The organism is Leifsonia sp. 1010 (assembly GCF_031455295.1).
GTDB lineage: Bacteria > Actinomycetota > Actinomycetes > Actinomycetales > Microbacteriaceae > Leifsonia.
Map to the genome: position 1 here is coordinate 79430 of NZ_JAVDSL010000002.1, position 26550 is coordinate 105979.

Genomic DNA, 26550 nt, shown 5'->3' on the forward strand with positions numbered 1-26550 from the left:
CGCATCCAACCCATTGGGTACGTTGGGGAGAGTCATCGATACGCAGAAGGTCGCCCACAGCAACGGCAAATAGAACGCCCAGGTTCGCATCCCAAGCTGTCTGTGCTTGGAAGGAGCAACACCATGACCGACACCCCGAACACCCCGGAGCCCGCGAAGCCCCAGCACGACGCCGACACCGACGCGGTCGTGGATGCTGCCGGCACTGAGCGCACCCCCGCCGCCCCGGCGGAGCAGACCCTGGCGGAGCAGACTCCCGCAGACCAGACCCCCGCGGACCAGACTCCCGCAGCCCAGACCCCCGCAGCCGGCGCCGGATGGACCGCACCGGCCGCGCACAGCGGAGGCGACGCCGGAGCGCAGCCGACCGTCCCACAGCCGACCGCCGCGCAGCCGACCCAGCCGCAGCCCACCGCTGCGCAGCCGACGGTTCCGCAGCCCACCGGCGCGCCCTACCAGGCGCAGCAGCACCAGCAGCAGACGTACGGCCAGCCCTACGGCCAGCAGCAGCAGCAGCAGCCCCAGCAGTCCCACTACGGCAACGGCGCCTTCGGCCAGCCCGCGGGATACGGCCAGCAGCCGCAGCAGCCCTACGCTCCGAACGCCCACCAGCAGGGCTACGCCGGCGCACCGGGCGCCGCGACCGCCACGGCTCCGGCGAAGCCCGCCAAGAACCGCAGCACCGGCCTCATCATCGCGACGCTCGCCATCGGCGCGCTCGTCGGCGGCATCGCCGGCGCCGGAGCGGGAGTCGGCATCTACGCCGCCACCGACGGCGGCAGCGCGACGATCAAGACCGTCTCCGGCCCCCAGAACATCACGGTGAACGACTCCAACGATGCGAGCACCATCACCGCGGTCGCCGCCAAGGCGTCCCCGAGCGTCGTCACCATCTCGGTGAGCGCGTCGAGCTCCGGCGGCACCGGCTCCGGCATCATTCTGACCTCCGACGGCTACGTGCTCACCAACACGCACGTGGTGACGCTCGACGGTCAGGCCGCCAACGTCAACGTGACGGTCACCGACAACGACGGCAAGATCTACACCGCCAAGATCGTCGGAACCGACCCGACCACCGACCTCGCCGTCATCAAGCTGGACAAGGCCTCCGGCCTCACCCCGATCAGCTGGGGCGACTCGAGCAAGCTCAACGTGGGCAACACCACGGTCGCCATCGGTGCGCCGCTCGGCCTCTCCGGCACCGTCACCGACGGCATCGTCAGCGCGCTCAACCGCAGCATCAGCATCGCCTCCTCGGCCGCTCCGAAGGACGACTCGAACAGCGACGGTGGCAGCCAGAACCCGTTCAACTTCGACTTCCCCGACCAGGGCGGCCAGCAGCAGCAACAGCAGCAGAGCTCCGGAACGATCTCGCTCCCGGTCATCCAGACCGACGCGTCCATCAACCCCGGCAACTCCGGTGGTGCGCTGCTCAACAGCAAGGGTGAGCTGATCGGCGTCAACGTGGCCATCGCCAGCGCGGGCGGCTCCAGCTCCGACGGCTCGCAGTCCGGCAGCATCGGCGTCGGCTTCGCCATCCCGTCGAACCTCGCGAAGCGCATCTCCGACGAGATCATCAAGAGCGGATCCGCCACGCACGGCCTGCTGGGCGCGTCGGTCGCCGACGCGAGCACCGACAGCAAGGCCACCACGGTCGGCGCGCTCATCAAGAGCGTCACCAGCGGCGGCGCCGCGGCCGGCGCGGGCCTCAAGGCCGGCGACATCGTGGTGAACCTCGACGACACCCCGATCACCGACGCCACCGATCTGACCGCCCAGGTGCGCGCGCAGGCAGCCGGCTCGAAGGTCGACGTGACGTACATCCGCGACGGTCAGACCAAGACCGCGACCGTGACGCTGGGAACCCTCCCGGCGGAGTGATCGCGCAGCTCGAGCACACCCAGAAGGGCCGTCCCGCAGGCGCGGGGCGGCCCTTCCCCGTTCCCGGCTGCGCCGCAGACCCGGCTGATAGGCTCGACGCCGACCCGCTACAGCGAAGGACCAGATGCCGGACGACATCGTGAACACCCTCCCCGGTGTCTCGTACGTGATGCCCGTGCTCAACGAGGTGACGCACGTGCGGGCCGCCGTCGACAGCCTTCTGGCGCAGGACTACGCCGGGCCGTTCGAGGTCACCATCGCCCTCGGCCCGAGCATGGACGGCACGACCCAGCTGGTCGAGGAGCTCGCCGCCGTCGACAGCCGCATCCGGGTCGTCGACAACGTGGTCGGCTCGACGCCCGCAGGGCTCAACCTCGCCATCCGCGAGTCGCAGTACCCGATCGTGATCCGGGTGGACGCGCACAGCGTCCTGCCGCCCGACTACGCGCGCGTCGCCGTGGAGACCATCCTGGAGACCGGCGCAGACAACGTGGGTGGACTGATGGATGCGCAGGGCACCACCGACTTCGAGCGCGCCGTCGCGCGCGCGTACGGCAGCCGCGTAGGGCTGGGCGGCACGAAGCTGCACGTCGGCGGCGAGGCCGGTCCAGCCGAGACGGTCTACCTCGGCGTGTTCCGCCGCGATCGCCTGATCGAGGTCGGCCTCTTCGACGAGGAGATCAAGCGCGGCCAGGACTGGGAGCTCAACCGGCGCCTCCGCACCACCGGCGGCACGGTCTGGTTCACACCGCGGCTCAAGGTCACCTACCGCCCGCGCCCGAACCTGTACCGGCTCGCCCGGCAGTTCTTCTCCACCGGAATCTGGCGCGGCGAGCTCGCACGGCGGTTCCCGGCCTCCAACGGCCTGCGCTACTTCGCGCCTCCGGTGATGGTGCTGGGCGTCGCGGTGGGGACGCTGCTCGGCATCGTCGGCATCGTCCAGGCCCTCCTCGGCGCCGCGCCGTGGCTGCTCTGGGGCTTCGCCATCCCGGCGCTCTACATCGTCATCGTCGTGGTCTCCGCGCTGGTCTGGGGGCGGCGCGACGGTTTTCGCCCGTTCCTGTGGTTTCTCGTAGTCTTGCCGTGCATCCACTTCAGCTGGGGGATCGGCTTCGTCCTCGGATACCTGTCGCTCACCCGCAACATCACGGCCCACACGGGAAGGTAGGCATGACCGCACCCGGACCTGCGGCGCACGGCGCCCGTCCGTCCTCGATCGCCGAGCTGAAGGCCGTCGCGCAGCCCCCCGAGGTGCGCGGACGCCGCAACGCGGAGCACTGGACGGCCTCGCTGTACCTCCGCAACCTGTCGCCGTATCTGACGTGGGTGCTGCTCAAGACCTCGATCTCGGCGAACGGTGTGACCGGCCTGATGATCCTGACGGGATGGGCGACGGCCGCGGCCCTGCTCATCCCGGGTATCGCCGGCGCGGCTGTCGCGCTGGTGCTCGGCCAGCTGCAGATGCTGGTCGACTGCTGCGACGGCGAGGTGGCGCGCTGGCGCCGGACGTCGTCGCCCGCGGGCATCTTCCTCGACAACGTCGGCCACTACTCGACCGAGACGCTGATCGCGATCGTCCTCGGCATCCGTGCCGCCGGCTATCCGCTGGAGACGCCGGAGGACTTGCTCTGGACGAACCTCGGCACCCTGCTCGCCCTGGTGATCGTGCTGAACAAGGCGCTCAACGACATGGTGCGGGTGGCGCGCGCCAACGCGGGACTGCCGAAGCTCGCCGACACGCAGTCGGAGTACGCGCCGACCCACGGGCTCATCGCGACGCTGCGGCGCGCGGCGAAGTTCCTGCCGTTCCACCGGCTGTACCACTCGGTGGAGCTCACCATCCTGATCTTCGTGTTCTCGATCGTCGGCCTGTTCATCGGCGCGACGCTCGCCGACCGCATCCTGCTCTGCGCGCTCGTCCCGTTGTCGATCCTGGCGCTGATCGGGCACTTCGTGACCATCATGGCGTCTCGGCGGGTCCGTGGCTGAGCTGCCCGCGATCGCGGTCGTGGTGCTCACGCAGGGCTCCCGGCCGGTCGAGCTGCGCCGCGGCGTGGAGTCGGTGCTCGCCCAGGAGGGCGTGACCACCGACATCGTCGTGGTCGGCAATGGATGGGATCCGGCCACCGCAGACCCGGCGCTTCCCGCCGGCGTGCACGTGCTCGCCCTGCCCGAGAACGTGGGCATCCCCGCCGGACGCAATGCCGGGGTGCCGCTGGTGCGCGGCGAGTGGCTGTTCTTCCTCGACGACGACGCGGACATCCCCTCGCGCACGTTCCTGGCGGACGCCGTGGCCAAGCTCCGTGACGACCCCGGCATCGGGATGCTGCAGCCCCGGCTTCGCGTGCCCGACGGCACCCCGGCGCCCCGGCGCTGGATCCCGCGCATCCGCAAGGGCGACCCGGAACGCTCCAGCAACGTGTTCGCCGTGCTCGAGGCCGCCGTGGTCCTCCCGCGTGCCGTCTTCGAGCGGGCCGGCGGCTGGGCCGATCCCTTCTTCTACGCGCACGAGGGCATCGACCTCGCCTGGAAGGTCTGGGACCAGGGAAGGCGCGTCTGGTACGCGGGCGACCTCGTGGCGGAGCATCCGTCCGTGTCGCCGACCCGGCACTCCTACTACTACCGGCTCAACGCGCGGAACCGCGTCTGGCTGGCCCGCCGCAACCTGCCGGCCGTGCTCATCCCGCTCTACGTCGGATCGTGGACGGGCATTCAGCTGCTGCGCTGGTTCCGCAAGCCCGCTGTCTTACGCGCGTGGTTCGGCGGTTGGGCCGAGGGCTGGCGCACCGATCCGGGCGAGCGACGCCCGCTGCGGTGGAGGACCGTGGCGCGGATGACGGCCGCAGGACGGCCACCGATCGTCTGAACGCCCGGTGGGCCGTGTGGATGCGGTCAGCCGACCTGGCGCCGGCTTCCGGCCTCGCCATCGTCAGTTGAGCCGTCAGCAGCCGCCCCACCGTCTGCAGGCGCCTCGGCCTGAGCACCGGACGAACCGGGCTCGATGACGTACGGACCCCGCGGCAGCTCGGACTCAAAGGCCTCCGTCGGCGCATCCTTCCGCCGCCCGCGACGGGGGAGTGCGCCCCGGAGCACAGTGCCCACCCGGACCACGCGCGTACCGGTCGCCGTTCCGAGGCGACGCACGGCTCCCGGGCCTTCGTTCGGGGTGAGGACCTCGGGTATGACGAGCGGTGCCGGTCCGAAGGCGAGACGCGCGTTCTGCACGACGCGCCGGCCGAGGATGTTGTTGCCTGTACCGCCGATGACGGCGCCGACGCCGAACGGGATGGCGCGGGCCAGGATGCTCGCCCCGCCGCGCACGGCGAACTGGCGGATGAACGCGTTCTTCAGCCGGTCGACCAGCGGGCCGACGACCATGCTCGGAAGTGTCGAGGTGACGAGCTCTCCCCAGTACGCGGTGCGCGTCACACCGCCTCCGCCGAACTGGCCGGCCAACTGGCGCACGAGGTCGGATCCCTCTTTGCCGAGCATCATCGTGAGCACGAGAGCCCTGGCGCGCTCGGGGTCGTCGACGGCGATGCCGTGCAGCTCGCTCATCGACTGCGCGTACAGCGCGGTCGCCTCCAGGAACCCGGCCGTCTCGAGTCCCGAGAGGGCCAGCGTGATGCCGGTGCCGATCGCCGGGATGACGGCGGTGGCTCCGACCGCGGCGCCGCCGCTGGTCACGGCGGCGAGATACCGGCGTTCGAGGATGCGGGCCAGTTCGTCCGCCGAGGCGTCCGGGTGTCGGCGGCGGATGCTGCGCAGGTGCGCCACCACGACCGGCCGTTGGATGCCGAGAAAGCGGTCCAGGGTCGTGTTCACCGCGCGGGGCGTGTCTCCGCCGCGGGCGAGTCCTCCGGTGACGGAGATGATCGGTTGCTGCTTCTTAGCCATCTCCTCAGAGTGTAGGCCGGTTCCCGATCAAGACGACCGGCGGCGCCGTTCCCGGGCGCTGAGGTATTCGCGCGCCGACAGGACGCGGACGTCGCTCGGCAGGTGCTCCGTCGAGATGTCCTGCGTGAGCGTCGAGACGTCGGTCCCGAGCACTGCCGCGATGCGCATCATGGTCAGCAGGCTCGGGTTGGCCCCTCCACGCTCGATCTTGCCGAAGTTGGTCACATGCATGGCGGCGAGACTCGCGATCGCCTCTTGGCTGAGGCCCAGGCGGACACGGGCACGACGGATGCGTTCGCCGAGCAGGAGGGCGGCGGTCCCTGCGGGGTTCTTCATAGTTCATCAGTGAAGAGCCGAACGCCCCTTCTGCTCCAGAGCACGAGCACCCTGAACCTCGAACCTCACGCGTTGGTCGCCGAAAATGCCGGTGATGCCCGTATTCGGTGGGAGCCCTCCGGGCAGCGCGCGCGACCCGGAGGGCTCTCGTCAGAAGCTGATCTGCCAGAGGTACTCGCGGCCGTCGGGCGGGAACCAGCGAACGACGAGCACCGTGTCGCGGGCGGGCTCCGGGCCGGAGAGGCTCGCCCGGACCGCCTCGCCAGGCGACACGGAGGTGGGCGCGCTGACCCGCAACCGGGCGCTTCCGGAGACGCTCAGGGTGACACCGCTCAGCGTCTCCTTGCCCGTGTTGACCAGGCGGTAGTGGGGCGCCGCGGAGCGGTCGACCCGCCACGGGACGCGGTACGCCAGGCGGCGCGGACGAGGGGCGGAGGAGGGACTGCGAAGAAACCGGAGACGATTCATGCGACGACGCTAACCAGCCCCTCCGACGCTCGACGCCCCGAAATCGGGCACGAACACCACTTCCGGGGAGAACCCGCCGAAATCTTTTCTGGGGACGGTTTCACGCCCTGGGGAGAAGTTCGCGCTCAGGTGCCGTAATCGGAGTTGTACAGCTCCAGCACATCCCCGATCGGGCCGTCGAGCACGAGCGCGCCCTTGTCGAGGTAGAGCCCGCGTTCGCAGAAGCGCCGCAGATCCTTCTCGTTGTGCGAGACGAAGAACAGGGTCCGCCCGCCCGCGAGAAGCTCTTCGATGCGCCGGTAGCACTTCTCCCGGAACCCCCGGTCGCCGACGGCCAGCACCTCGTCGACGAGCAGGACCGGCTCCTCGAGCTGCGAGATGACGGAGAAGGCGATGCGCACCTTCATGCCGCTCGACAGGTGCTTGTACGGGGTGTCGACGAAGTCGCCGATCTCGGCGAAGTCGATGATCTCGCCGAAACGTTCGTCGATCTGGGAGCGCGTCATGCCGTGCAGGCCGGCCGTCAGGTAGACGTTGTCGCGCACCGTCAGGTCGTCGACGAATCCACCCGTGATCTCGATCAGCGGGGCGACGCCGTCACGTACGGTCACGGTTCCCTCGTCCGGCAGCATGACGCCGGCGACGAGCTTCAGCAGCGTCGACTTGCCCTGGCCGTTGCGGCCGACGACGCCGATCGCCTCACCCGGCTGCACGTCGAAGCTGACGTTGCGGAGTGCCCAGAAGTCGTCAGGGCGCACCCGGCGCTCCCGGGTGGAGAAGAGGTCCTTGAACGAGCGGCGGGCGCCGCGGTTGCGGCGGAAGCGCACGCCGAGACCGTCGACGGCGATGACGGGGGGCACTCAGATCTCCTTCAGGACGTCGCGCTCGAAGTGCTTGAAGACGAGCCAGCCGATTCCCAGCAGCACCAGCGACATCGCCGCGCTGACGCCGACCAGGAACCAGTCGAGCTCCTCGGCGAAGAACGCGGAGCGGTAGAGGCTGAAGATGCCGGTGAGCGGGTTGAACGCCGACCAGAAGTGCAGCGAGAACAGCACGTCCGTCTGGGCGCCGGGGTGGGCGGTCAAGTAGGCGGCGCAGTGCCGCGCGGCGACGCCGGCCCCGCACCCGCCGGGCAGGTCACGGGCGCTGTAGATGATGGGGGAGGCGTAGAAGAGGAAGCGGAGGGCCAACTTCACGGCGCGCTCCAGGTCGCGGAAGAACACGACGAGCGGCGCCACGATCAGCCCGACGCCGATGGTCAGCACCGTCTGGATGAGGATCGCGACCGGGAAGAGCAGCACGTCGACATTGAGGCGCGCGCCCGTGAGCACGGCGAAGAACGCCAGCACCGGCAGGGACAGCAGGAACTCGATGCCCTTGGACGCCACGATCCGGTTCACCCAGATGGTCCGCGGGATCATCGTCGAACGGATCAGCTTCGCCTCGCGGATGAACGCGCGTGTGCTGTCCGAGACGGCGCCGTTGAACCACATCCACGGCAGTAGGGCGGCGAGCAGGAAGACGATGTAGGGGTTCTCGCCGACATCGCGCTTGAAGATGACCGTGAAGACGAACCAGTAGATCGCGCTCATCACGAGCGGATCGAGGATCGACCACAGGTAGCCGAGGACGCTCGTCGAGTAGCGGACGCGGAGGTCGCGCTTGGTCAGCAGCCAGAGCGAGTGCCGGTAGCGCGAGAAGCGCGAACGCTGCGCAGGGCGCACTTCAGTCGGGATACTGGTCACGAGAACCCATCGTATTGATCGAAGCCGCGTGAAAGCTCACGCCGACATCCGACTATACGAAAAGATTCGCGCGCTCCAGGTCCTCCTGGAAGTCGACCTCGACGGCGTACAGGTCGGAGATGTCCACCGGCTCGACCAGCATGCGGTCCTGCTCGATCGCCAGCTCGATGCCGCGCTCGAAGTAGTCCTGGTCGCCGACGCGCTGCAGCTGACGCAGCAGGGCGGCTTTGTCGCCGGAGGACACGTAGTTGATGCCGACGGCCTCGCCGAGACCGCCCTTGACGGTCTTGGACAGCTCGTGGATGTAGCCCTCCGGGCCGGTCGTGTACTTGACCTCCTCGTCCGCGACGGACGAGGTGTTCACGGTCACGAAGGTCTGGTCGCGGGCCACCATGGCGGCACCGCGCACGAGGACGGCCGGGTCGAAGACCACGTCGCCGTTCATCCAGAGCACCCCGCCGGGGCCGGATGCCTGCAGGGCGCGCATGAGGCTCTTGGAGGTGTTGGTCTGGTCGTACTGCTCGTTGTAGACGAACTGGGCGTCGGGGAAGGCCTCGATGATGTGCTCCAGCTTGTAGCCGACGACGATCGTCACCTGGGCGTCCTTGCCGAAGGCTGCATGGATGTTGTCGAACTGCTGCTGCATGATGGTGCGGCCGTCGTTCAGCTCGGTCAGCGGCTTCGGAAGGCTCCGTCCGAGTCGGCTTCCCATGCCGGCCGCGAGAATCACTACCTGGGTCGTCACAATCATCTCCTTGTCCTACGCGGCCCGGCCGTGTGCAGCGACTTCGTTCGTCGCCGCCGGCCTCGCCCGGGAGAGGCTCACCCAGGAATTCATCCGCGCTTACGCGTTTAGACACCCCTTCATGCCTCCCACAGACTACCGGGGGGCATACTCGGGGGGCAGGGGTTGACGGATGTCGTTGTTGGGTCGTTATGTTCCTCACAGGACATTCGGAGCAGACCGATCGCGTCACGCTCGTGCGGGGGGTACGCAGGCACGCGGGTATTGGTACGTTAGCGGGGTGAGTTCCGAGCACGCGCGTCCCCAGAGCACCGAGCCCGAGGAGGATCGGGCGCCGGAAGCGGCGGAGACGGCGAAACGGCATTCACAGAGGGGGGACACCATGGCGGAGGCTGCAGAGCCGACGACCGCGCAGGGCGGGGCCGACACCGGCCCGGCACCACGGGCGAAGCGCGCCCCGGCGAAGACGGCTGCGGCCGCCGCCGGAACGAGCACGCGCGCCCCGCGGACGAGAACGACCGCGGCGAAGCCGCGACAGAGTGCACGCACGAAGACCGAGACGGCCGCGGCGGGCGCCGCCCCGACGGTCGTCCTGGAGGCGCCGACGCCGGCGGACACCCGGCCGACGGTGCTGGCCATCAGCGGCGTGCAGAAGCGCTACGGCGACACGGTCGCCGTCGACGGGGTGACCCTCGACATCAGGGAAGGCTCCTTCTACGGGATCGTCGGCCCGAACGGCGCGGGCAAGACGACGACGCTCTCGATCGTCACCGGCCTGCTCCGGCCGGACGCCGGTCGTGTCGTCGTCCACGGCGTCGATGTCTGGGCCGAGCCCGTCCGTGCGAAGCACATCATCGGCGTGCTGCCCGACAAGCTCCGACTGTTCGACCGCCTCACCGGCGCCCAGTTCCTCCGTTACGCGGGCACACTGCGCGGGTTGAGCGCCAAGACCGTCCGGGCTCGGACCGGCGACCTCGCTGCCGCGTTCGGCATCGAGGACGCGCTCGACCGCCTCGTCGCCGACTATTCGGCCGGCATGACCAAGAAGATCGCCCTGGCCGCCGCCATGATCCACTCGCCGCGGCTTCTCGTGCTCGACGAGCCGTTCGAGTCGGTCGACCCGGTGTCGGCAGCGAACATCATCGACATCCTGCAGCGCTACACCGCCGCAGGCGGAACGGTCGTCGTCTCGAGCCACGGCATGGACATGATCCAGCGCGTGTGCGACAGCGTGGCCATCATCGTCCGCGGGCAGGTGCTGGCCTCCGGGACCATCGACGAGGTGCGCGGCGAGCAGACGCTGGAAGAGCGCTTCGTCGACCTGGCCGGCGGTCGTAAGGCAGCGGAAGGCATGGAGTGGTTGCACAGTTTCTCGGACTGAAGCTGCGGATCATGGGCAACGCCTTCCGGCGGAGCCCGTGGCAGATCTTCGGCCTGGTGATCGGGCTGCTCTACGGAGGGTTCATCACCGTCCTCGTCGTCGGCTCGCTGGTCGCCGCACGGCTCGTCCCGGATGTCGCGGCGACGCACAGCGTGCTCGTCGTCATCGGCTCGGTGGTGCTCGCCGGGTTCGCCCTGCTCCCGCTGCTCTTCGGCGTCGACGACACGCTCGACCCGCGGGAGTTCGCGCTGTTCGGCCTCCCGAACCGGACGCTCGCCACCGGCCTGCTCCTCGCCGGGCTCCTCGGCATCCCGTCGCTCGTGCTCATCATCTGCGCGGCGACCACCGTCGTCACCTGGTCGCAGAACCCCGGAACAGTGCTCGTCGCGCTGATCTGCGCGGTCGTCGTGGTGCTCACCTGTGTGCTGGCCTCGCGCGTCACGACCGCGATCGCCCACTCGATGCTGTCGACGCGCCGCTCCCGCGAGGCGGGCGGCGTCATCGGCATCCTGCTGCTCGTGCTCATCGGCCCCGTGCTGCTCCTGCTCGTCACGGTCGACTGGGGCCGCGACGGCCTCGGAGCCCTCGGCGGCGCGGCCGGCTGGCTGGCGTGGACGCCCCTCGGCGCCATGTGGTCGGCGCCGGGCGCCGCCGCGCAGGGCGACTGGGGCGTTGCCGTGCTGCAGCTGATCATCGCGCTCGTCACGCTCGGCCTGCTCTGGCTGGGCTGGACGGCGCTCGTCGCCTATGTCGTCGCGTCGCCCGAACGCGAGCAGCGGTCGAAGGACTACCACGGCCTCGGCTGGTTCGACCGGCTGCCCGGCGGCCCGACCGCCGCGATCGCCGCGCGCTCGATGACCTACTGGGGCAGGGATGCGCGCTACTGGGTGTCGATCGTCCTCATCCCGGTGATCCCGGTCGCTGTGGTGGTCGCCCTCGCCCTCGCCGGGCTCCCGTGGCACTTCATCGCGCTCGTGCCGCTGCCGCTGGTGTGCCTGTTCCTCGGCTGGAGCATCCACAACGACCTGGCGTACGACAGCACCGCGATCTGGCTGCACCTCGTGTCAGGGACGCGCGGCATGGCGGACCGCGCCGGGCGGATGTTCCCGCCGGTCGTGGTGGGCATCCCGGTGCTCGTGGTCGGCTCCATCGCCACGACGATCGTCTTCGGCGACTGGGCCGTGCTGCCGTCGGTCGCCGCACTGAGCGGGGCGATCCTCGTCATCGGCCTGGGCCTCTCCAGCATCTCGTCCGCGCTGTTCCCGTACCCGGCGACCAAGCCGGGCGACAGCGCGTTCACCCAGCCGCAGACCTCGGGCGCCTCCGCAGCGCTGGTCCAGTCGCTGAGCTTCTTCGCCATCCTGATCCTCGCCTCGCCGGTGCTGGTCTTCCTCGTGCTCGGGATCACCGTCAACGCGTTCTGGCTGGCCGTCGCACCGGTCGCGGCGGTGCTGATCGGCTTCGCCACCCTGTTCTTCGGGATCTGGCTGGGCGGCCGGGTGTTCGACCGCCGCGGGCCCGAGATCATGGCCTTCGCGAACCGCAACGACTGAGCGGGTGCCCGTCGGGGGCCCGACGCATCCATCCGTACGGCGTCTAAACTGGTGGCATGAACGAAGCGAGCATCTCCGAGCCGGGCGGCCAGCCGAGCGGCGGCGGAGCGACGACGCTCGACCGCGAGCTCGAAGAGCTCCTGCAGAGCCAGGAGCCGGGCGACCACGAGCGGTTCTCGCACTACGTAAAGAAGGAGCAGATCCTCGAGTCGGCTCTCACGGGCAAGCCGGTCAAGGCGCTGTGCGGCAAGATGTGGACGCCGAACCGCGACCCCGAGAAGTTCCCGGTGTGCCCGACCTGCCGCGAGATCTACGAGGGCCTGCAGGGCGAGTAGCCTCGGGCCACGTCGCCCGGCCGGGCTCAGCCGAAGAGCGTGGGCAGCACGGGGTCGCCGCGGCCCAGACGGAACGCCTCGTCCGGCAGCTCCGCCATGGCGAGCGCGCGGTGCTCGCGCGCCCGGCGCGTCCCCTCGACGCCCAGGTGCTCGCGGTGCACCTCGCCGTCCGTGATCAGCGGCACCAGGAGGTCGCGCCCGCTGTCGTCCGGCGTGTCTCCCTTCTCGACGATGTGCACCACCTCGGCGACCGCCGTCCCGCGCGCGTCGAGCCGGCGGATCGGGTGCTTGCGGCCGCCGATGCTGGCCTTGCCGTCCGACTTCTTCGCCACGGAGATCCACTCGCCTCCGTCGCCGCCGCGGTGCGCGACGAGCTTGTAGACCATGCCGGAGGCGGGATGCCCGGAGCCGGTCACGACGGATGTGCCGACCCCGTAGGAGTCGACGGGGGAGGCGGCGAGAGCGGCGATCGTGAACTCGTCGAGGTCGTTGGTGACGGTGATGCGGGTCTTCGTGGCGCCGAGGGAGTCGAGCTGCTCGCGCACCTGCTTCACCAGCTTGGGCAGGTCGCCCGAATCGAGCCGCACGGCGCCGAGCTCGGGACCGGCCACCTTCACGGCGGTCTCGATCGCTTTCTCGACGTCGAAGGTGTCGACCAGGAGCGTGGTGCCGGGGCCGAGCGCATCCACCTGGGCCCGGAAGGCGTCTTCCTCGGAGTCGTGCAGCAGTGTGAAGGCGTGCGCAGCCGTCCCCATCGTCGGCACGCCCCAGGTGCGGCCGGCTTCGAGGTTGGACGTCGCCGAGAATCCGGCGATGAAGGCGGCGCGGGCGGCGGCGACCGCCGAGCGCTCGTTCGCGCGGCGTGAACCCATCTCGGCCAGCGGGCGGGCGCCCGCCGCGGCCACCATGCGGGCTGCCGCTGAGGCCACGGCCGAGTCGTAGTTGAAGACGCTCAGTAAGAGGGTCTCGAGGATGACGCCCTCGGCGAAAGGCGCGTCCACGATGAAGAACGGCGATCCGGGGAAGAACAGCTCGCCCTCGCGGTAGCCGCGGATCGTGCCGGAGAAGCGGTAGTCGGCGAGCCAGTCGATGGTCTCGTCGCGCACGACGTGGTTGTCGCGCAGGTACTGGAGCTCCGCATCCTGGAACCGGAACTGCTCGATCAGCTCCAGAAGCCGTCCCGTCCCGGCGAGCACCCCGTAACGGCGGCCGGCGGGAAGTCTGCGCGTGAACGCCTCGAAGACGCATTCGCGGTCGTGCGTGCCGGCGAGCAGCGCGGCGTCGAGCATCGTGAGCTCGTAGCGGTCGGTCAGCAGGGCGGAGGACGCGGCTCTCTCGGTCACGCCGCCCAGCCTACTCACGCCCTCCGGCGGGGATGGACCGGTAGGCTGGAGTGCTGTGACGGATGCGCCGATTGGGATCTTCGACTCGGGTGTGGGCGGGCTGACCGTCGCCCGGGCGATCCGCGATCAGCTGCCCAACGAGTCCATCCTCTACGTCGGCGACACCGCGCACTCCCCGTACGGGCCGAAGTCGATCGCGGATGTGCGGCGCTACTCGCTCGAAGTGCTCGACTTCCTCGTCGACCAGGGCGTCAAGATGCTCGTCATCGCGTGCAACACCGCGTCCTCCGCCATGCTGCGGGATGCGCGCGAGCGGTACGACGTGCCGGTGATCGAGGTCATCCAGCCGGCTGTCCGGCGTGCCGTCTCGGCGACGCGCACCGGCCGGGTCGGGGTGATCGGCACGGTCGGCACCATCGCCTCGCGCGCCTACGAGGACGCCTTCGCGGCCGCACCGACCCTCCGGCTGTTCACGCAGGCGTGCCCGCGGTTCGTCGAGTTCGTGGAGGCGGGGGTCACCAGCGGCGAGGAGGTGCTGCGCGTCACCGCCGAGTACCTTCAGCCGCTCCGCGACGCCGACGTCGACACGCTGGTGCTCGGCTGCACGCACTACCCGTTCCTGAAGGGCGCGATCTCATACGTGATGGGGGAGGGCGTCTCGCTCGTATCCAGCGACACCGAGACGGCCAAGGACGTCTACCGCACCCTCGTCGGCCAGGGGCTCGAGCGCCGCTCGCCGCTGCCGCCGACCATCCACTACGAAGCCACCGGCTCGGACGCCGACACCTTCCTGCGCCTGGCGCACCGGTTCATCGGCCCCGAGGTCTCGCAGGTCGACCTGGTGCACACCGGCGTCATCGACCTCCCGCTCTGACCATCCCATCCACCCCCACCGAGCGATCGATCCCACCGAGGAGACCTGAGTGACCGACATCACCCGCGCCGACGGGCGCACCCCGGACCAGCTGCGTCCCGTGACCATCGAGCGGGGCTGGAGCCGCCAGGCCGAGGGCTCGGCGCTCATCTCCTTCGGCAACACCCGCGTGCTCTGCACCGCCTCCTTCACCAACGGCGTCCCGCGCTGGATGTCGGGCAAGGGCCGCGGCTGGGTCACGGCCGAGTACGCCATGCTTCCGCGCTCGACGAACGAGCGCATGGACCGGGAGTCGGTGAAGGGACGGGTCGGGGGCCGCACGCACGAGATCAGCCGCCTGGTGGGCCGCAGCCTCCGGGCCGTCGTCGACATGAAGGCGCTCGGCGAGAACACGATCGTCCTCGACTGCGACGTGCTGCAGGCCGACGGCGGCACACGCACCGCCGCGATCACCGGCGCGTACGTCGCGCTGGCGGAAGCGCTCGAGTGGGGTCGCGAGCACCGCTTCATCGGTCAGAAGGCGACGCCTCTGATCGACTCGGTCTCCGCCGTCTCCGTCGGCATCATCGACGGGACGCCGATGCTCGACCTCGCCTACGTCGAAGATGTGCGGGCGGAGACCGACATGAACGTCGTCGTGACCGGCCGCGGCCTCTTCGTCGAGGTGCAGGGCACCGCCGAGGGCGCGCCGTTCGACCGCGGCGAGTTGAACTCGCTCCTCGACCTCGCCCTCGCCGGCACGACCGAGCTCGCGGACATCCAGACGGCGGCCCTCGCCCCGGCGGCGACCGCGGAGGCCTGAGCGTGGTCCGCGTCGTCCTCGCAACGCACAACCAGCACAAGGCGCGCGAGTTCCAGCAGATCCTCGGCCGGGAGGTTCCTGGCCTCGAGATCGTCGCCTACGACGGTCCCGAGCCGGTGGAGGGCGGCGTCAGCTTCGAGGAGAACGCGCTGGTCAAGGCGCGCGCTGCCGTCGCGCACACGGGGCTCCCCGCACTCGCCGACGACTCGGGCATCTGCGTGGATGTGATGGGCGGCGCCCCAGGGATCTTCTCCGCCCGCTGGGCGGGCTCGCACGGCGACGCGGCCGCCAACCTGCGGCTGCTGCTCGATCAGCTGGCCGACATCCCGGACCCCGACCGCGGCGCGCATTTCACCGCGACGCTCGCGCTCGTCACGCCGGGCGGCGAGCCCACCGTGGTCCAGGGCATCTGGCCGGGAAGCATCGCCCGCGAGCCGCGGGGGGAGAACGGGCACGGCTACGATCCGATCTTCCTGCCCGACGGCCACGACGTGACGGCGGCGGAGCTGGAGCCCGCGGAGAAGAACGCGGAGAGCCACCGCGCCCGGGCGCTGTCGGCGATCGTCCCGGCGCTGCGCGAGCTCGGCGAGAGCTGAGAACGGCACTCATTCCCATCTAGGTCCGGGCCCTGGCGGTGGAGCGAACTTCTCCCTAGCGTAGAAGCTGAGATGAGTCACGACCACGGCCACACCGCCAACCGCAACCGCCTGCTGATCGCCATCGGCATCGTGGCGGTCGTGCTCGTCGTCGAGGTCGTCGGCGCGTGGGTGAGCGGCTCCCTGTCGCTGCTGGCGGACGCCGGCCACATGCTCAGCGACCTGGCCGGCCTCATCATCGCGCTGATGGCGACGATCGTGGCCGCGCGTCCGGCGACGGACCGGCAGACCTTCGGTTTCCGTCGGGCCGAGGTGTTCGGTGCGCTCATCAACGGCCTCATCCTGGTCGTCGTCGCGGTGACGGTCACCGTCGGCGCGATCGGGCGGCTGCTGGGCGGCGAGACCGAGGTGCACAGCATCCCGATGCTCGTCGTCGCCTCGATCGGCCTGGTCGCGAACTTCGGCGCCCTGCTGGTGCTCCGGCCCTCCGCCGGCCACTCCATCAACATGCGCGGGGCGTACCTGGAGGTGTTCGGCGATCTGGTCGGGTCGGCCACCGTCATCGTCGCGGCCGTCGTCATCCTGCTCACCGGCTTCACCCCGGCCGACGCGATCGCGTCGCTGCTGATCGCCGCCCTCATCGTGCCGCGGGCGTTCGTGCTGCTGCGCGACGTCGTGCGGGTGCTGAGCGAGGCCGCGCCGGCGGACACGGATGTGGCAGAGATCCGGGACCACATCCTCGGCACACCGGGCGTGGTGGCCGTGCACGACGTGCATGTCTGGGCGATCACGTCGGGAGCCCCGGTGTTCAGCGCGCACGTCGTCTGCGAGCCCGCGGTGTTCCGCGAGGGACGGACGGGCACCCTTCTCGACGAGCTCTCCGGCTGCCTGTCGAAGCACTTCGACGTGGAGCACTCCACCTTCCAGCTGGAGCCGGCGGAGCACGCGGCGCACGAGGACGAGTTCCACCGCTGACCCGCCCGGCGGCCTGTCGGCCCGCCACGATCGGAGCGCGCGCTGCTTCCGTCGGCGATGCGGCCCTGCGTGCCGCGTATCTCCATCCGCACCGCGGCCGGTCGGAGATTTGGGGCCCTTTTACCAACGCTGGGCCGGGTCGGAGTTTGCGCTGCTTGCGTCGGTGATGCGGCCCTGCCGCCCGCGCATCTCCGTCCGTACCGCGGTCGGTCGGAGATTTGGGACCCTTTCACCGACGCTGGGCCGGGTCGGAGTTTGCGCTGCTTGCGTCGTTTCTCCATCCGCACCGCGGTGCGTCGGAGATTTGGGGCTGTTTTACCGACGCTGAGCTGGGTCGGAGTTGGGGCTGCTTGCGTCGGCGATGCGGCCCTGCGGGCCGCGCGTCTCCATCCGCACCGCCGTCGGTCGGAGATTTGAGGCGGTTTTACCGACGCTGGGTTCGGTCGGAGGTTGCGCTGCTCGCGTCGGTGATGCGGCCCTGCGGGCCGCGTGTCTCCATCCGCACCGCGGTGCGTCGGAGATTTGGGGCTGTTTTACCGACGTTGGGCTCGGTCGGAGTTCTCGCCGCTTCCGTCGGAGGCGACGCGGCAGCCGTTGAGGCTGCCGCGTCGGCTCAGGCCTCCGGGTGCGTGGGCGCGGGTGCCGGCTGCTCGACGGCGGGGGCGGCGGCCGCGTTCTCGGCGGCCTTGCGCTTGGACTTGCGCACCGACTGGAAGTAGTGGAACAGGGTCGGCACCAGCGTGATGACGACCGCGCCGATCAGGATGACGTCGATGTAGCTCGAGACGAAGTTCGCCACCGGCGGGATGTAGCCGATCAGGTACCCGAAGAACGTCAGGCCGGCGCCCCAGAGCAGCGCGCCCAGGGCGTTGTAAAGCGAGTACTTCTTGTAGCTCATGTGACCGACGCCCGCGGCGACCGGCGCGAAGGTGCGCACGATCGGCACGAACCGGGCCACGATGACCGCGAGGGCGCCGAAGCGCTCGAAGAACTGGTTGGTGCGCCGCACGTTCTCCATCGAGAACAGTCCGGTCTCTTTGCGTTCGAAGATCCGTGGGCCGGCCTTGTGGCCGATGAGGTACCCCGCCTCACCGCCGAGGAACGCGGCGAACGCGATGGCGAGGCAGACCCACCAGATGTCGACCCCGAACACCAGTGAGGTGTGCGTCAGCAACCCCGAGATGATCAGCAGGGTGTCACCGGGCAGCAGGAAGCCGACCAGCAGACCGGTCTCGGCGAAGACGATTCCGCAGACCACCAGGAGCGCCCACGGACCCGCCGAGTGGATGATGGTGTTCGGGTCGAGCCACGGGATGAGGCCGGCGTGATGGATCACGGTTCTCCAGGAGGGATCGGTGGGAAAGCTGAGCCCGAGTTTAGCGTCGGCCGTGGGCTGGAAGCTGCACGAAGCGTGCGAATTCGGATCCGCCCGGGAAGATCATCCTGGGGTCGTACACGGTGCGGGAGAAGGGACTCGAACCCTCACGCCGAAGCACAGGAACCTAAATCCTGCGTGTCTGCCAGTTTCACCACTCCCGCAGTGCGCTGGGCGCGGCTACGACATTAGCTCATGGACGCGCGGAGCGACCTCCGTGCCGTACAGCTCGATCGAGCGCATGAGGTCGTCGTGGGGCAGCGTCCCGTTGCTCATCTTGATGTCGAAGCGGGAGGCGCCGAGCCCCTTCGCGGCGTAGGCGATCTTCTGCGCGACCGTCTCTGGCGAGCCGACGACGAGCGCGCCGTCCGGCCCCGCCTCGTGCTCGAAACGAGCGCGGGAGGCCGGCGGCCAGCCGCGCTCGCGGCCGATCCGGTTCGTCATCACCTCGTAGTGCGGCCACAGGATGTCCTTGGCCTCCTGGTCCGTCTCGGCGATGAAGCCGGGGGAGTGCACGCCGATCGGCAGGCTGGTGTCCTGCCCGAACTGCTCCAGCGCCTTGCGGTACAGCTCGGCGAGCGGCTGGAACCGCATCGGGCCGCCGCCGATGATGGCGAGCACGAGCGGGAAGCCGTAGTGCGCCGCGCGCACCACCGACTCCGGGCTGCCGCCGACACCGATCCACGTCTTCAGCAGGCCGTGCTCGACGTGCGGGTACACCGACTGCCCGTCCAGGGATGGACGTAGCTCGCCCGTCCAGGTGACCGGCTCCTGCTTGCGCACTTCGGCGAACAGGTTCAGCTTCTCCTCGAACAGCTCCTCGTACTTCGCGAGGTCGTACCCGAACAGCGGGAAGGACTCGATGAACGAGCCGCGCCCGAGGATGACCTCCGCGCGGCCTCCCGAGATGCCGTCGAGCGTCGCGAACCGCTGGAACACGCGCACCGGGTCGTCCGAGCTCAGCACCGTCACGGCGGACCCGAGGTGGATGCGCTCGGTCTGGCCCGCGATCGCCGCGAGCACGACCTCGGGCGCGGACACGGCGAAGTCCTCGCGGTGGTGCTCGCCGACACCGAAGAAGTCGAGGCCGACGCGGTCGGCCTGCACCCCTTCGGCCACGACGTTGCGCAGTGTCTGCGCCTGCGACAGCGGCTTCCCGTCGGCGTCCAGCGTCACGTCGCCGAACGTGTCGATCCCGAGTTCCAGCTTCCCGGCCATGTCATCCCTCGATTCATGCGTCTGCATGGAGAAGCGTATCCGGCCGCTCCTAAAATTTGGGCTTGAGCTGACTAGACGTTCGTGGCCTGCCGGATGAGGCGAGCTTTTATTTCGGCTGTGAGGCCTGACTCGCCGGCCTTCGCTCTCGTACCCAGCAGGACTCTCGCCTCATCCAGCGTGTCACGGATCTTGCGACGCACTACGTGGGGCGGCAATGAGACCAGCTCTCGTCGCAGAGCGTCGGACAACTCAATCAATTCCGCCGGCACCGCGTCGAGAATCGACATGTTCATCATCAGGGGTAGTACCTCTTCGGTGCTTCGGGAGAGCCGGGCGCGTACGGGCCCGACTGACAGGTAATGGATCATGAAGTCTGGGCTTATTGCGGGGCTCGAAGGCGGCCGCTCATCGAGCCGGTCGACTAGTTCGCGGCTCATTCTTAGTGCCGTGCTGTCCAAGGTGAGCCACCAGGTCTTGTAGCCGAATGTAGAGGTACGTTCGTTTCGACGCTCTCTTCGCATAACCGCGCCTAGGTAGTTTTCGACATCGTGGTTCACGAGCAGGGTGCGGGTGGTCAGGTCTAAAGGTTGGCCGCCATGGGCCGCGAGTCGTTTGTCTCGTTCGTCTCTGCGCTCCTGCCATACCTCGGCAACCATCGCGCGCAAGAGAGGGCTGGCTAGTTCGGCATACTCCTCAAGGCTTCCACGGCTGATGCCATGAAACTCGTTTAGGTAGTCTGCAATGTCGTCCTCCGGCCGCGACGTCCCGCAGAAGTTCTCGAGCCAGCTGTCGAAGCCGCTAATGGGTCTCCCGGAAAGGCGATAACAGCCGAGAAGAAAAGGCTCCTGGCCATAGAGGGCCCCGTTCTGCAAGCTCGACCTGGCGTACGCCTGGCACTTCGCGACGTGAGTGGCCAGCTCTTGCAATACCCCGCCTGTAACGTAAAGATCGAGTCCAGCCTCTCGTGCGGCGCTCAACAGGATGGTGTGCGACCGATCATCGTCCGCGAGAAGCGTCTCACCGAGCAGCGGCAATACGACATTTGTGTCCAGCCAAATATCGCCGTCTGAGAACATCTTGACGACAGCTGCTTGGACGTCGGGAGTTTCTCGGAGAAAGGCGAACAGCGTATAGGTGTCCGAAAGGTTACGGAGGTAGGCGCGAACCGAGTCAGGCGGTTCTACGAGCAGAGACTGGACAATCGAGATAATCAGCCGCGGATCGACGTCTTCGCTGTGCGTCGGTGGGCGCGACGATAGATCTGCGAATACAAGAGCCTCGATGTCCTCGAATCTGACGCTCGCCCCCTGCTCTTGCACCACAGCCTCGGCAAAGGTGGCGCCTCGACTTAGCAGGACACGCTCAAGGACGCTCCTACAACGCCCGACCACTTCGGACCTACTCACTCTTGGCTCTGAAGACGGTTCGTTTTCTACGATTCGTGACAGCATCAGGTCCAGCTGATTATTAAGTTCAACATCCATTATCTGAAACTCAGCAAGACGGTCTCTCAAACGGGTTCGCTCGTCCCACGTCAGGCAGAATTCGTCCTGCTTTGTCCAGTGCCGAACATGGACCTTTGTTAGTTTCGCCAGGGCCGAGTCGACCTCTGCCGTCAAGACAGCAATTGGGTGGGCTGGGAGGATCTCTTCAACTGCTTTGTGAATCTGCGCCCGAGGCATTCTCTGCTCGGAAGTTGTGTCCCGCAACACTGCACGGACGATGGCCTCGAAGCTGAGCCGCGTTAGCCCCTTGTCTCGAGCGTCGTCTTCCCATTGCAATCCGAGGTAGACGAACGCTGCCTTGGCCTCCAGATCATCCAGAGCCTGCCCCTGTCGATCAATCGAGGAGTCTGAGCCGATGTATGGGTCGGCAGCGAATTCACAAAACTCTTCGGCTTCTGCCTCACACATCGCGTCCCGGTTGCGGTTGGCTAAAAACCACTCCCGATCCCTGACGTCGAGGTAAATGTCCCACCGTTGGCGACAGGTACGGGCCAGATCGCGTGCGGCGGGTCCGATCTCCAGATTCGTCATGAAGATCAGCAGCCGAGTCTCGGGAGAAGTGGCCTGAAGCCTCTCGCAGGTTTGCTTGACCTTCGTCTCCCAATCTCGGCGCAGAGAAAACTGGCACGCGACATCAGGGTCGTCGGTCGGGACATACAGAGTTGCGTCGACTCCTCCGTCGCCGCTAGTGGCCGCCATGGGGCGGAGCGTTCGGTGCTCGGATGCAAGAAAGACCGTGGACAAGCGTTCGAATCGTCGCCAGTCGGCGCCTTCCAGATTCGAAAGTGCAAGCTTGAATCGCTCATATGTAGGCATCGCAAGTCCTCACAACTAGTGTGTCGGGACTATACAGAGTCCTCAGGACGGAGGTACACCCTCATCCGGGTGTCAGGCGGGGCGGGGTCTGCGCGGGACGTAGCGCGGGATGTAGCGGGCCAGCATCCCCGCGCCGACCAGTCCGAGCACGCCCATGACCCCGCTCGCGAACGAGATGGAGACGAGCGCGGTCAGCAGCGACACGAACAGGGGAGCGGCGGCCTGCCCGGCGTCGGCGGAGAACCGCCACGCGCCGAGGAACGGTGCGGGCCGGTCCTTCGGCGCCAGGTCTGCGCCGAGCGTCATCACGATGCCGGAGCCGATGCCGTTCGCCACCGAGAGGAACAGTGAGACGCCGATGTACCAGGCGACCGCCGAGCTCAGGTCGTGCGAGAAGGCGAGCACCAGGAAGCCGAGACCGAGGCCGAGCATCGACGGGATGGCGCTCCACATCCGCCCGAACCGGTCCATGATCTGCCCGCTGGCGTAGAACAGCGCGAAGTCGACGGCCCCGGCGAGACCGATGATCAGCGCCGTGTTCGACTCGCTCAGCCCGATGGATACGGCCCAGAGCGGCATCAGGACCGTGCGGGCGGAGCGGATCGCCGCCACGAGGGAGACGCCGGCGCCCATCCGGATGAGCACCTCGCGGAACGACCAGATGGTGCGGAACAGCCCGTGGGTGCGCTCCTCGGCGTCCTCCTCGCCGGTGGTCACCTGAGCACCCGATCCGTCGGTCACCCGCGCCGACGGCCCGAACATCTTCTCCGGGTCGGGGAGCGCCAAGAGCACGACGACCGAGCCGAGGCAGCTGATGATGAAGATCCAGAAGACGGACTGCGTCGACCCCGTCACGGCGATGACGGCCGACGCGATGAGCGGGCCGATGAACCATCCCGCGCGGAAGATGCCGCCGAGCGTCGACAGCGCCCGGGCGCGGTAGCGGGCGGGAACGTACGAAGTCATGAAGGCGTGGCGCGCGAGCGCGAAGACGGCGGTCGCGATGCCGACGAGGAAGATGCCGGCCATCAGCACCCAGTAGTTCGGCGCAAGAAGACAGATGACGACGCCGACGATCGCCACGACGGCCGCGCCGATCATGGAGGTGCGCTCGCCGACACGCGACACGACCCATCCACTCGGGATGTCTCCGGCGAGCTCGCCCAGCATCACCATGGAGGCGATGAAGCCGGCCATCGCGAGGCTCGCACCGAGGTTGCCGGCGGCGATGGGGATGATCGGGATGATCGCTCCCTCTCCGACGGAGAACAGCAGCGTCGGGAGGAAGGCGGCGAGCGCGACGGAGCGGAAGCTGAAGGGGCGCTCTTCGGAAGTCATTTCGTTAACACCGTACAACTTCCGCTCGCGGGCGCTCGATCCGGATGCAGGGTCGGCGTCGGGGGCGGCCCGGTAGGCTGGAGGACGACATGATCGAACTCGACCTCTCCTCCCAGATCGCCGACCTGCGGTCCACCTTCTCCGATATCACCGCGGTGGTCGACGTGGACCGTCTGCGCGCCGACATCGCCGACCTCAGCGAGAAGGCGGGAGCCCCCGACCTCTGGGACGACACCGCGAACGCCCAGAAGGTGACGAGCGCGCTCAGCCACCGCCAGTCGGAGCTGGCCCGCATCACCGCCATCGAGCGGCGCCTCGACGACCTTGAAGTTCTCGTCGAGCTGGCCAACGAGGCGGAGGACGAGGAGTCGGCGGCCGAGGCCCGCGCCGAGCTCCAGTCGCTGCAGACCGCGCTCGGCGACCTCGAGGTGCAGACGCTGCTGAGCGGCGAGTACGACGACCGCTCGGCCATCGTCACCATCCGCTCCGGCGCGGGCGGCGACGACGCCACCGACTTCGCCGAGATGCTCATGCGCATGTACCTGCGCTGGGCGGAGCAGCACAAGTACCCGGTCAAGGTCATGGACACGTCCTACGCCGAGGGCGCCGGCATCAAGTCGGCGACCTTCGAGGTGGATGCGCCCTACGCGTTCGGGACCCTGTCGGTCGAGGCCGGCACGCACCGCCTCGCCCGCATCAGCCCGTTCGGTTCGGCCGACAAGCGCCAGACGTCGTTCGCGGCCGTCGAGGTCATCCCGCTGATGGAGGAGGCGACCGAGGTCGAGATCCCGGAGGGCGACATCCGAGTGGATGTGTTCCGCTCGTCCGGCCCCGGCGGCCAGTCGGTCAACACCACCGACTCCGCTGTGCGCATCACCCACCTCCCGACCGGCCTCGTCGTCTCGATGCAGAACGAGAAGTCGCAGATCCAGAACCGCGCGGCCGCCATGCGCGTGCTGCAGACCCGCCTCCTGCTGTTGCAGAAGGAGGAGGAGGCCGCGAAGAAGAAGGAGCTCGCCGGCACCATCACGGCGAGCTGGGGCGACCAGATGCGCTCGTACTTCCTCTACGGCCAGCAGTTGGTGAAGGACCTCCGCACGGGATACGAGTCCGGCAACCCGAGCGCCGTGTTCGACGGCGACCTCGACGGCTTCATCGCCGCGGGCATCCGGTGGCGCGCGGGGAACAAGTCGGGGGACTAACTCCCGGGGAGCAAAGCCCGGGCGGTTGTCGCGCACGGGCATGTCGCTACTGCGGATCGGAGCGGGACTGCTTAGTCTCAAGGGGTCATGATCCGGTTCGAACACGTATCCAAGCAGTACCCGGGCACAGCGCGCCCGGCACTCAACGGCATCAACCTGGAAGTGCTGCGCGGAGAGTTCGTCTTCCTCGTCGGCGCCTCGGGTTCCGGCAAGTCCAGCTGCCTGCGCCTCATCCTCAAAGAGGAGAAGCCGACCAAGGGCAAGATCCACGTGCTGGGGCAGGACCTCGGCACGATCTCGTCGCGCAAGGTGCCGTACTTCCGCCGCAACATCGGTGTCGTCTTCCAGGACTTCCGGCTCCTGCCGAACAAGAACGTCTTCCAGAACGTCGCCTTCACCCTGCAGGTGATCGGCAAGTCGCGCGGCTTCATCCAGGAGGCCGTACCCGACGTTCTGAAGATGGTCGGCCTCGACGGCAAGGCGCAGCGCCTGCCGCACGAGCTCTCGGGCGGTGAGCAGCAGCGTGTGGCGATCGCCCGAGCGGTGGTCAACAAGCCGCAGGTGCTCCTCGCCGACGAGCCGACCGGAAACCTCGACCCCGCGACGAGTGCCGGCATCATGGCCGTGCTCGAGCGCATCAACGCCGGAGGCACGACCGTCGTCATGGCGACGCACGAGGCCGCGATCGTCGACCAGATGAAGCGCCGCGTGATCGAGCTGGTCGGCGGCCAGATCGTCCGCGACGAGCGCCACGGTGGATACGGCTTCACGGCCGCGATCCCCATCGCGCAGCCGCTCGAGCGCGACGAACCGGTCTCCGCCGCGACGCCCGTCTTCGCGGGAGCCGCCGCCGCGTCGGCGCCGGCATCCGCCGCCCCGATGACCCGGCCGAACGCGCCGACCTCCACGCCGACCGCCCCGGTGGCGGTGCCGCAGACCGCTCCGCCGCAGACCGCACCCCAGCAGGCGGTGCCTCAGCAGGCGGCGCCCCAGCAACCCGCGCACGAGCCGCATCCCGCCCACCAGCCGCAGCACGCGCAGCCTGCGCACCAGCCGCAGCACGCGCAGCCCGCCGAGCAGCCGCAGCCCGCCGCCTACCCGGCGCCCGTGCAGTTCGCGACAGCGCCCGTCCCTCCCGCGCCCGCGTCGGAGGAGCTCCCCGAACACCTGAACTTCACGGCGAACCTCGACCTCAGCGGCCTCCGCGAGGACTCCGACCGTGACGGCGACCAGAATGTGGGGCCGACGAAATGAGATTCGGACTCATCTGGTCGGAGGTCGGCAACGGCCTCCGCCGCAACCTGTCGATGGTCGTCTCGGTCATCCTCGTCACGTTCATCTCGCTGACCTTCGTCGGCACGGCCGTCCTGCTGCAGATGCAGATCGGCCAGATGAAGACCTACTGGTACGACCGCGCGCAGGTCGCCGTGTACATGTGCACGACGACCGACAACTGCGCGAGCGGGCCGGCCACCGACCAGACCATCGAGGCGGTCAAGAAGCAGCTCGAGTCGCCCGAACTCGCCCCCTACATCCAGAAGTTCTACTTCCAGGATCAGAAGCAGGGTTACGAGCAGTTCAAAGAGCAGTTCAAGGGCAACCAGATCGCCGACTTCGTCACGCCGGACATGATCCCGCAGACCTTCTGGGTGAACCTGAAGGACCCGAACCAGTCGGCGGTGCTGACCGAGACGCTCTCCGGTTCGGCCGGCGTGCAGAGCGTTGTCGACCAGCGGAGCTACCTGGATCAGATCTTCAGCATCCTGAACGCCGCGAGCTACACCGCGATCGGCATCGCCGCGCTCATGCTCGTGGCTGCCGTGCTGCTGATCGCCACGACCATCCGGCTCTCCGCCTTCTCGCGACGGCGGGAGATCGGGATCATGCGGCTTGTCGGCGCGTCCAACCGCTTCATCCAGACGCCGTTCATCATCGAGGGCGTGATCGCGGCCCTGATCGGCTCGATCCTCGCCTCGGTCGTGATCGCGCTGGGCGTGCAGTTCTTCGTCCGCGGTTACCTCAGCCAGCGCATCCAGTCGATCAACTTCGTCGGGATGGAGCAGGCCTGGCTGGTGATCCCCATCCTGGTGGTGATCGGCGTGGTGCTGGCCGCCGCATCCGCGAACTTCGCGATCAAGCGCTACCTGAAGGTCTGACGCCCGCCC

At 68.6% G+C, this 26550-nt stretch carries 25 protein-coding genes and 1 tRNA gene; 14 read left to right on the top strand and 12 right to left on the bottom strand.

Annotated elements, in window-relative coordinates:
* Window positions 1-123 precede the first annotated feature (123 nt).
* The 4 genes from J2Y42_RS11095 to J2Y42_RS11110 all read left to right on the top strand — a co-directional run bounded on the left by J2Y42_RS11095 (window position 124) and on the right by J2Y42_RS11110 (window position 4747).
* Entirely contained in the window at window positions 124-1881 is a 1758-nt protein-coding gene (locus J2Y42_RS11095) for a trypsin-like peptidase domain-containing protein (RefSeq protein ID WP_309858321.1), read from the top strand.
* A 124-nt stretch (window positions 1882-2005) separates the two neighbouring features.
* Entirely contained in the window at window positions 2006-3049 is a 1044-nt protein-coding gene (locus tag J2Y42_RS11100; RefSeq protein ID WP_309858322.1) for a glycosyltransferase family 2 protein, read from the top strand.
* A gap of 2 nt (window positions 3050-3051) precedes the next feature.
* Window positions 3052-3870 (top strand): CDP-alcohol phosphatidyltransferase family protein, encoded by an 819-nt coding sequence (locus J2Y42_RS11105; protein ID WP_309858325.1) that lies wholly within the window; start codon window positions 3052-3054, stop codon window positions 3868-3870.
* The gene (locus J2Y42_RS11110) at window positions 3863-4747 is read left to right on the top strand and encodes a glycosyltransferase (protein ID WP_309858328.1); all 885 of its coding nucleotides are present in this window, start codon (window positions 3863-3865) and stop codon (window positions 4745-4747) included. Before J2Y42_RS11105 ends, J2Y42_RS11110 begins: the two co-directional genes overlap by 8 nt.
* A 26-nt stretch (window positions 4748-4773) precedes the next feature.
* Here the strand turns inward: J2Y42_RS11110 and J2Y42_RS11115 are convergent, their stop codons facing one another.
* From J2Y42_RS11115 to J2Y42_RS11140, 6 genes are all read right to left on the bottom strand, one after another.
* Window positions 4774-5778, bottom strand: coding sequence for a hypothetical protein (locus J2Y42_RS11115; protein ID WP_309858331.1), 1005 nt, complete (start codon window positions 5776-5778; stop codon window positions 4774-4776).
* Between the two features lie 27 nt (window positions 5779-5805).
* Window positions 5806-6114 (bottom strand): helix-turn-helix domain-containing protein, encoded by a 309-nt coding sequence (locus tag J2Y42_RS11120; RefSeq protein WP_020075110.1) that lies wholly within the window; start codon window positions 6112-6114, stop codon window positions 5806-5808.
* 150 nt (window positions 6115-6264) lie between these two features.
* On the bottom strand, window positions 6265-6582 hold the full coding sequence (locus J2Y42_RS11125) for a hypothetical protein (protein WP_309858336.1): 318 nt from the start codon (window positions 6580-6582) through the stop codon (window positions 6265-6267).
* Between the two features lie 125 nt (window positions 6583-6707).
* Entirely contained in the window at window positions 6708-7442 is a 735-nt protein-coding gene (locus J2Y42_RS11130) for an ABC transporter ATP-binding protein (RefSeq protein ID WP_309858339.1), read from the bottom strand.
* Window positions 7443-8306 carry an ABC transporter permease gene (locus tag J2Y42_RS11135; protein WP_309859524.1) on the bottom strand — a complete coding sequence of 288 codons (864 nt, stop codon included), beginning with the start codon at window positions 8304-8306 and terminating at the stop codon, window positions 7443-7445.
* A 73-nt stretch (window positions 8307-8379) separates the two neighbouring features.
* Complete coding sequence (locus J2Y42_RS11140; RefSeq protein WP_309858344.1) at window positions 8380-9072, bottom strand: phosphocholine cytidylyltransferase family protein; 693 nt, start codon at window positions 9070-9072, stop codon at window positions 8380-8382.
* 382 nt (window positions 9073-9454) lie between these two features.
* Here J2Y42_RS11140 and J2Y42_RS11145 point away from each other — a divergent pair, with 382 nt between their 5' ends.
* From J2Y42_RS11145 to J2Y42_RS11155, 3 genes are read left to right on the top strand one after another with little or no spacing between them, the layout of a single operon-like run.
* Entirely contained in the window at window positions 9455-10453 is a 999-nt protein-coding gene (locus J2Y42_RS11145) for an ABC transporter ATP-binding protein (RefSeq protein WP_309858347.1), read from the top strand.
* Window positions 10429-12006 carry a hypothetical protein gene (locus J2Y42_RS11150; protein WP_309858350.1) on the top strand — a complete coding sequence of 526 codons (1578 nt, stop codon included), beginning with the start codon at window positions 10429-10431 and terminating at the stop codon, window positions 12004-12006. Before J2Y42_RS11145 ends, J2Y42_RS11150 begins: the two co-directional genes overlap by 25 nt.
* Before the next feature lie 56 nt (window positions 12007-12062).
* Window positions 12063-12341: a DUF3039 domain-containing protein gene (locus J2Y42_RS11155; protein ID WP_309858353.1), complete on the top strand. Its 279-nt coding sequence runs from the start codon at window positions 12063-12065 to the stop codon at window positions 12339-12341.
* A 26-nt stretch (window positions 12342-12367) separates the two neighbouring features.
* On the opposite strand, the gene J2Y42_RS11160 is transcribed toward J2Y42_RS11155, so the two are convergent.
* The gene (locus J2Y42_RS11160; RefSeq protein ID WP_309858356.1) at window positions 12368-13684 is read right to left on the bottom strand and encodes a nicotinate phosphoribosyltransferase; all 1317 of its coding nucleotides are present in this window, start codon (window positions 13682-13684) and stop codon (window positions 12368-12370) included.
* A gap of 55 nt (window positions 13685-13739) precedes the next feature.
* Here J2Y42_RS11160 and murI point away from each other — a divergent pair, with 55 nt between their 5' ends.
* The 4 genes from murI to J2Y42_RS11180 all read left to right on the top strand — a co-directional run bounded on the left by murI (window position 13740) and on the right by J2Y42_RS11180 (window position 16931).
* Window positions 13740-14558 carry a glutamate racemase gene (murI, locus tag J2Y42_RS11165; protein WP_309858359.1) on the top strand — a complete coding sequence of 273 codons (819 nt, stop codon included), beginning with the start codon at window positions 13740-13742 and terminating at the stop codon, window positions 14556-14558.
* Between the two features lie 49 nt (window positions 14559-14607).
* Window positions 14608-15360 carry a ribonuclease PH gene (gene rph / locus J2Y42_RS11170; RefSeq protein ID WP_309858362.1) on the top strand — a complete coding sequence of 251 codons (753 nt, stop codon included), beginning with the start codon at window positions 14608-14610 and terminating at the stop codon, window positions 15358-15360.
* Between the two features lie 2 nt (window positions 15361-15362).
* On the top strand, window positions 15363-15956 hold the full coding sequence (rdgB, locus tag J2Y42_RS11175) for an RdgB/HAM1 family non-canonical purine NTP pyrophosphatase (protein WP_309858365.1): 594 nt from the start codon (window positions 15363-15365) through the stop codon (window positions 15954-15956).
* A gap of 72 nt (window positions 15957-16028) precedes the next feature.
* Window positions 16029-16931, top strand: coding sequence for a cation diffusion facilitator family transporter (locus tag J2Y42_RS11180; protein WP_309858369.1), 903 nt, complete (start codon window positions 16029-16031; stop codon window positions 16929-16931).
* Window positions 16932-17544: 613 nt separating this feature from the next.
* On the opposite strand, the gene J2Y42_RS11185 is transcribed toward J2Y42_RS11180, so the two are convergent.
* The 5 genes from J2Y42_RS11185 to J2Y42_RS11205 form a co-directional block, all read right to left on the bottom strand.
* Window positions 17545-18267 (bottom strand): VTT domain-containing protein, encoded by a 723-nt coding sequence (locus tag J2Y42_RS11185; protein ID WP_309858372.1) that lies wholly within the window; start codon window positions 18265-18267, stop codon window positions 17545-17547.
* Between the two features lie 123 nt (window positions 18268-18390).
* Window positions 18391-18470, bottom strand: a tRNA-Leu gene (locus J2Y42_RS11190).
* 16 nt (window positions 18471-18486) lie between these two features.
* Window positions 18487-19524, bottom strand: coding sequence for an LLM class flavin-dependent oxidoreductase (locus J2Y42_RS11195; RefSeq protein WP_309858375.1), 1038 nt, complete (start codon window positions 19522-19524; stop codon window positions 18487-18489).
* 71 nt (window positions 19525-19595) lie between these two features.
* The gene (locus tag J2Y42_RS11200) at window positions 19596-21728 is read right to left on the bottom strand and encodes a hypothetical protein (protein ID WP_309858378.1); all 2133 of its coding nucleotides are present in this window, start codon (window positions 21726-21728) and stop codon (window positions 19596-19598) included.
* Window positions 21729-21917: 189 nt separating this feature from the next.
* Window positions 21918-23183: an MFS transporter gene (locus tag J2Y42_RS11205; RefSeq protein ID WP_309858381.1), complete on the bottom strand. Its 1266-nt coding sequence runs from the start codon at window positions 23181-23183 to the stop codon at window positions 21918-21920.
* An 89-nt stretch (window positions 23184-23272) separates the two neighbouring features.
* Here J2Y42_RS11205 and prfB point away from each other — a divergent pair, with 89 nt between their 5' ends.
* From prfB to ftsX, 3 genes are all read left to right on the top strand, one after another.
* The gene (gene prfB / locus J2Y42_RS11210; RefSeq protein WP_309858384.1) at window positions 23273-24385 is read left to right on the top strand and encodes a peptide chain release factor 2; all 1113 of its coding nucleotides are present in this window, start codon (window positions 23273-23275) and stop codon (window positions 24383-24385) included.
* A gap of 87 nt (window positions 24386-24472) precedes the next feature.
* The gene (gene ftsE, locus J2Y42_RS11215) at window positions 24473-25639 is read left to right on the top strand and encodes a cell division ATP-binding protein FtsE (protein ID WP_309858387.1); all 1167 of its coding nucleotides are present in this window, start codon (window positions 24473-24475) and stop codon (window positions 25637-25639) included.
* The gene (gene ftsX / locus J2Y42_RS11220; RefSeq protein ID WP_309858390.1) at window positions 25636-26541 is read left to right on the top strand and encodes a permease-like cell division protein FtsX; all 906 of its coding nucleotides are present in this window, start codon (window positions 25636-25638) and stop codon (window positions 26539-26541) included. Before ftsE ends, ftsX begins: the two co-directional genes overlap by 4 nt.
* The last annotated feature ends 9 nt before the right edge of the window (window positions 26542-26550 follow it).

What these genes read in the sequence shown, in the direction of transcription:
- J2Y42_RS11155 (WP_309858353.1), top strand. Translation starts at nt 12,063, where the DNA reads ATGAACGAAGCGAGCATCTCCGAGCCGGGCGGCCAGCCGAGCGGCGGC.
- J2Y42_RS11120 (WP_020075110.1), bottom strand. Translation starts at nt 6,114, where the DNA reads ATGAAGAACCCCGCAGGGACCGCCGCCCTCCTGCTCGGCGAACGCATC.
- J2Y42_RS11095 (WP_309858321.1), top strand. Translation starts at nt 124, where the DNA reads ATGACCGACACCCCGAACACCCCGGAGCCCGCGAAGCCCCAGCACGAC.
- J2Y42_RS11200 (WP_309858378.1), bottom strand. Translation starts at nt 21,728, where the DNA reads ATGGCGGCCACTAGCGGCGACGGAGGAGTCGACGCAACTCTGTATGTC.
- J2Y42_RS11115 (WP_309858331.1), bottom strand. Translation starts at nt 5,778, where the DNA reads ATGGCTAAGAAGCAGCAACCGATCATCTCCGTCACCGGAGGACTCGCC.
- J2Y42_RS11145 (WP_309858347.1), top strand. Translation starts at nt 9,455, where the DNA reads ATGGCGGAGGCTGCAGAGCCGACGACCGCGCAGGGCGGGGCCGACACC.
- J2Y42_RS11205 (WP_309858381.1), bottom strand. Translation starts at nt 23,183, where the DNA reads ATGACTTCCGAAGAGCGCCCCTTCAGCTTCCGCTCCGTCGCGCTCGCC.
- J2Y42_RS11180 (WP_309858369.1), top strand. Translation starts at nt 16,029, where the DNA reads ATGAGTCACGACCACGGCCACACCGCCAACCGCAACCGCCTGCTGATC.
- J2Y42_RS11100 (WP_309858322.1), top strand. Translation starts at nt 2,006, where the DNA reads ATGCCGGACGACATCGTGAACACCCTCCCCGGTGTCTCGTACGTGATG.
- J2Y42_RS11195 (WP_309858375.1), bottom strand. Translation starts at nt 19,524, where the DNA reads ATGGCCGGGAAGCTGGAACTCGGGATCGACACGTTCGGCGACGTGACG.
- ftsE (WP_309858387.1), top strand. Translation starts at nt 24,473, where the DNA reads ATGATCCGGTTCGAACACGTATCCAAGCAGTACCCGGGCACAGCGCGC.
- J2Y42_RS11105 (WP_309858325.1), top strand. Translation starts at nt 3,052, where the DNA reads ATGACCGCACCCGGACCTGCGGCGCACGGCGCCCGTCCGTCCTCGATC.
- ftsX (WP_309858390.1), top strand. Translation starts at nt 25,636, where the DNA reads ATGAGATTCGGACTCATCTGGTCGGAGGTCGGCAACGGCCTCCGCCGC.
- J2Y42_RS11125 (WP_309858336.1), bottom strand. Translation starts at nt 6,582, where the DNA reads ATGAATCGTCTCCGGTTTCTTCGCAGTCCCTCCTCCGCCCCTCGTCCG.
- prfB (WP_309858384.1), top strand. Translation starts at nt 23,273, where the DNA reads ATGATCGAACTCGACCTCTCCTCCCAGATCGCCGACCTGCGGTCCACC.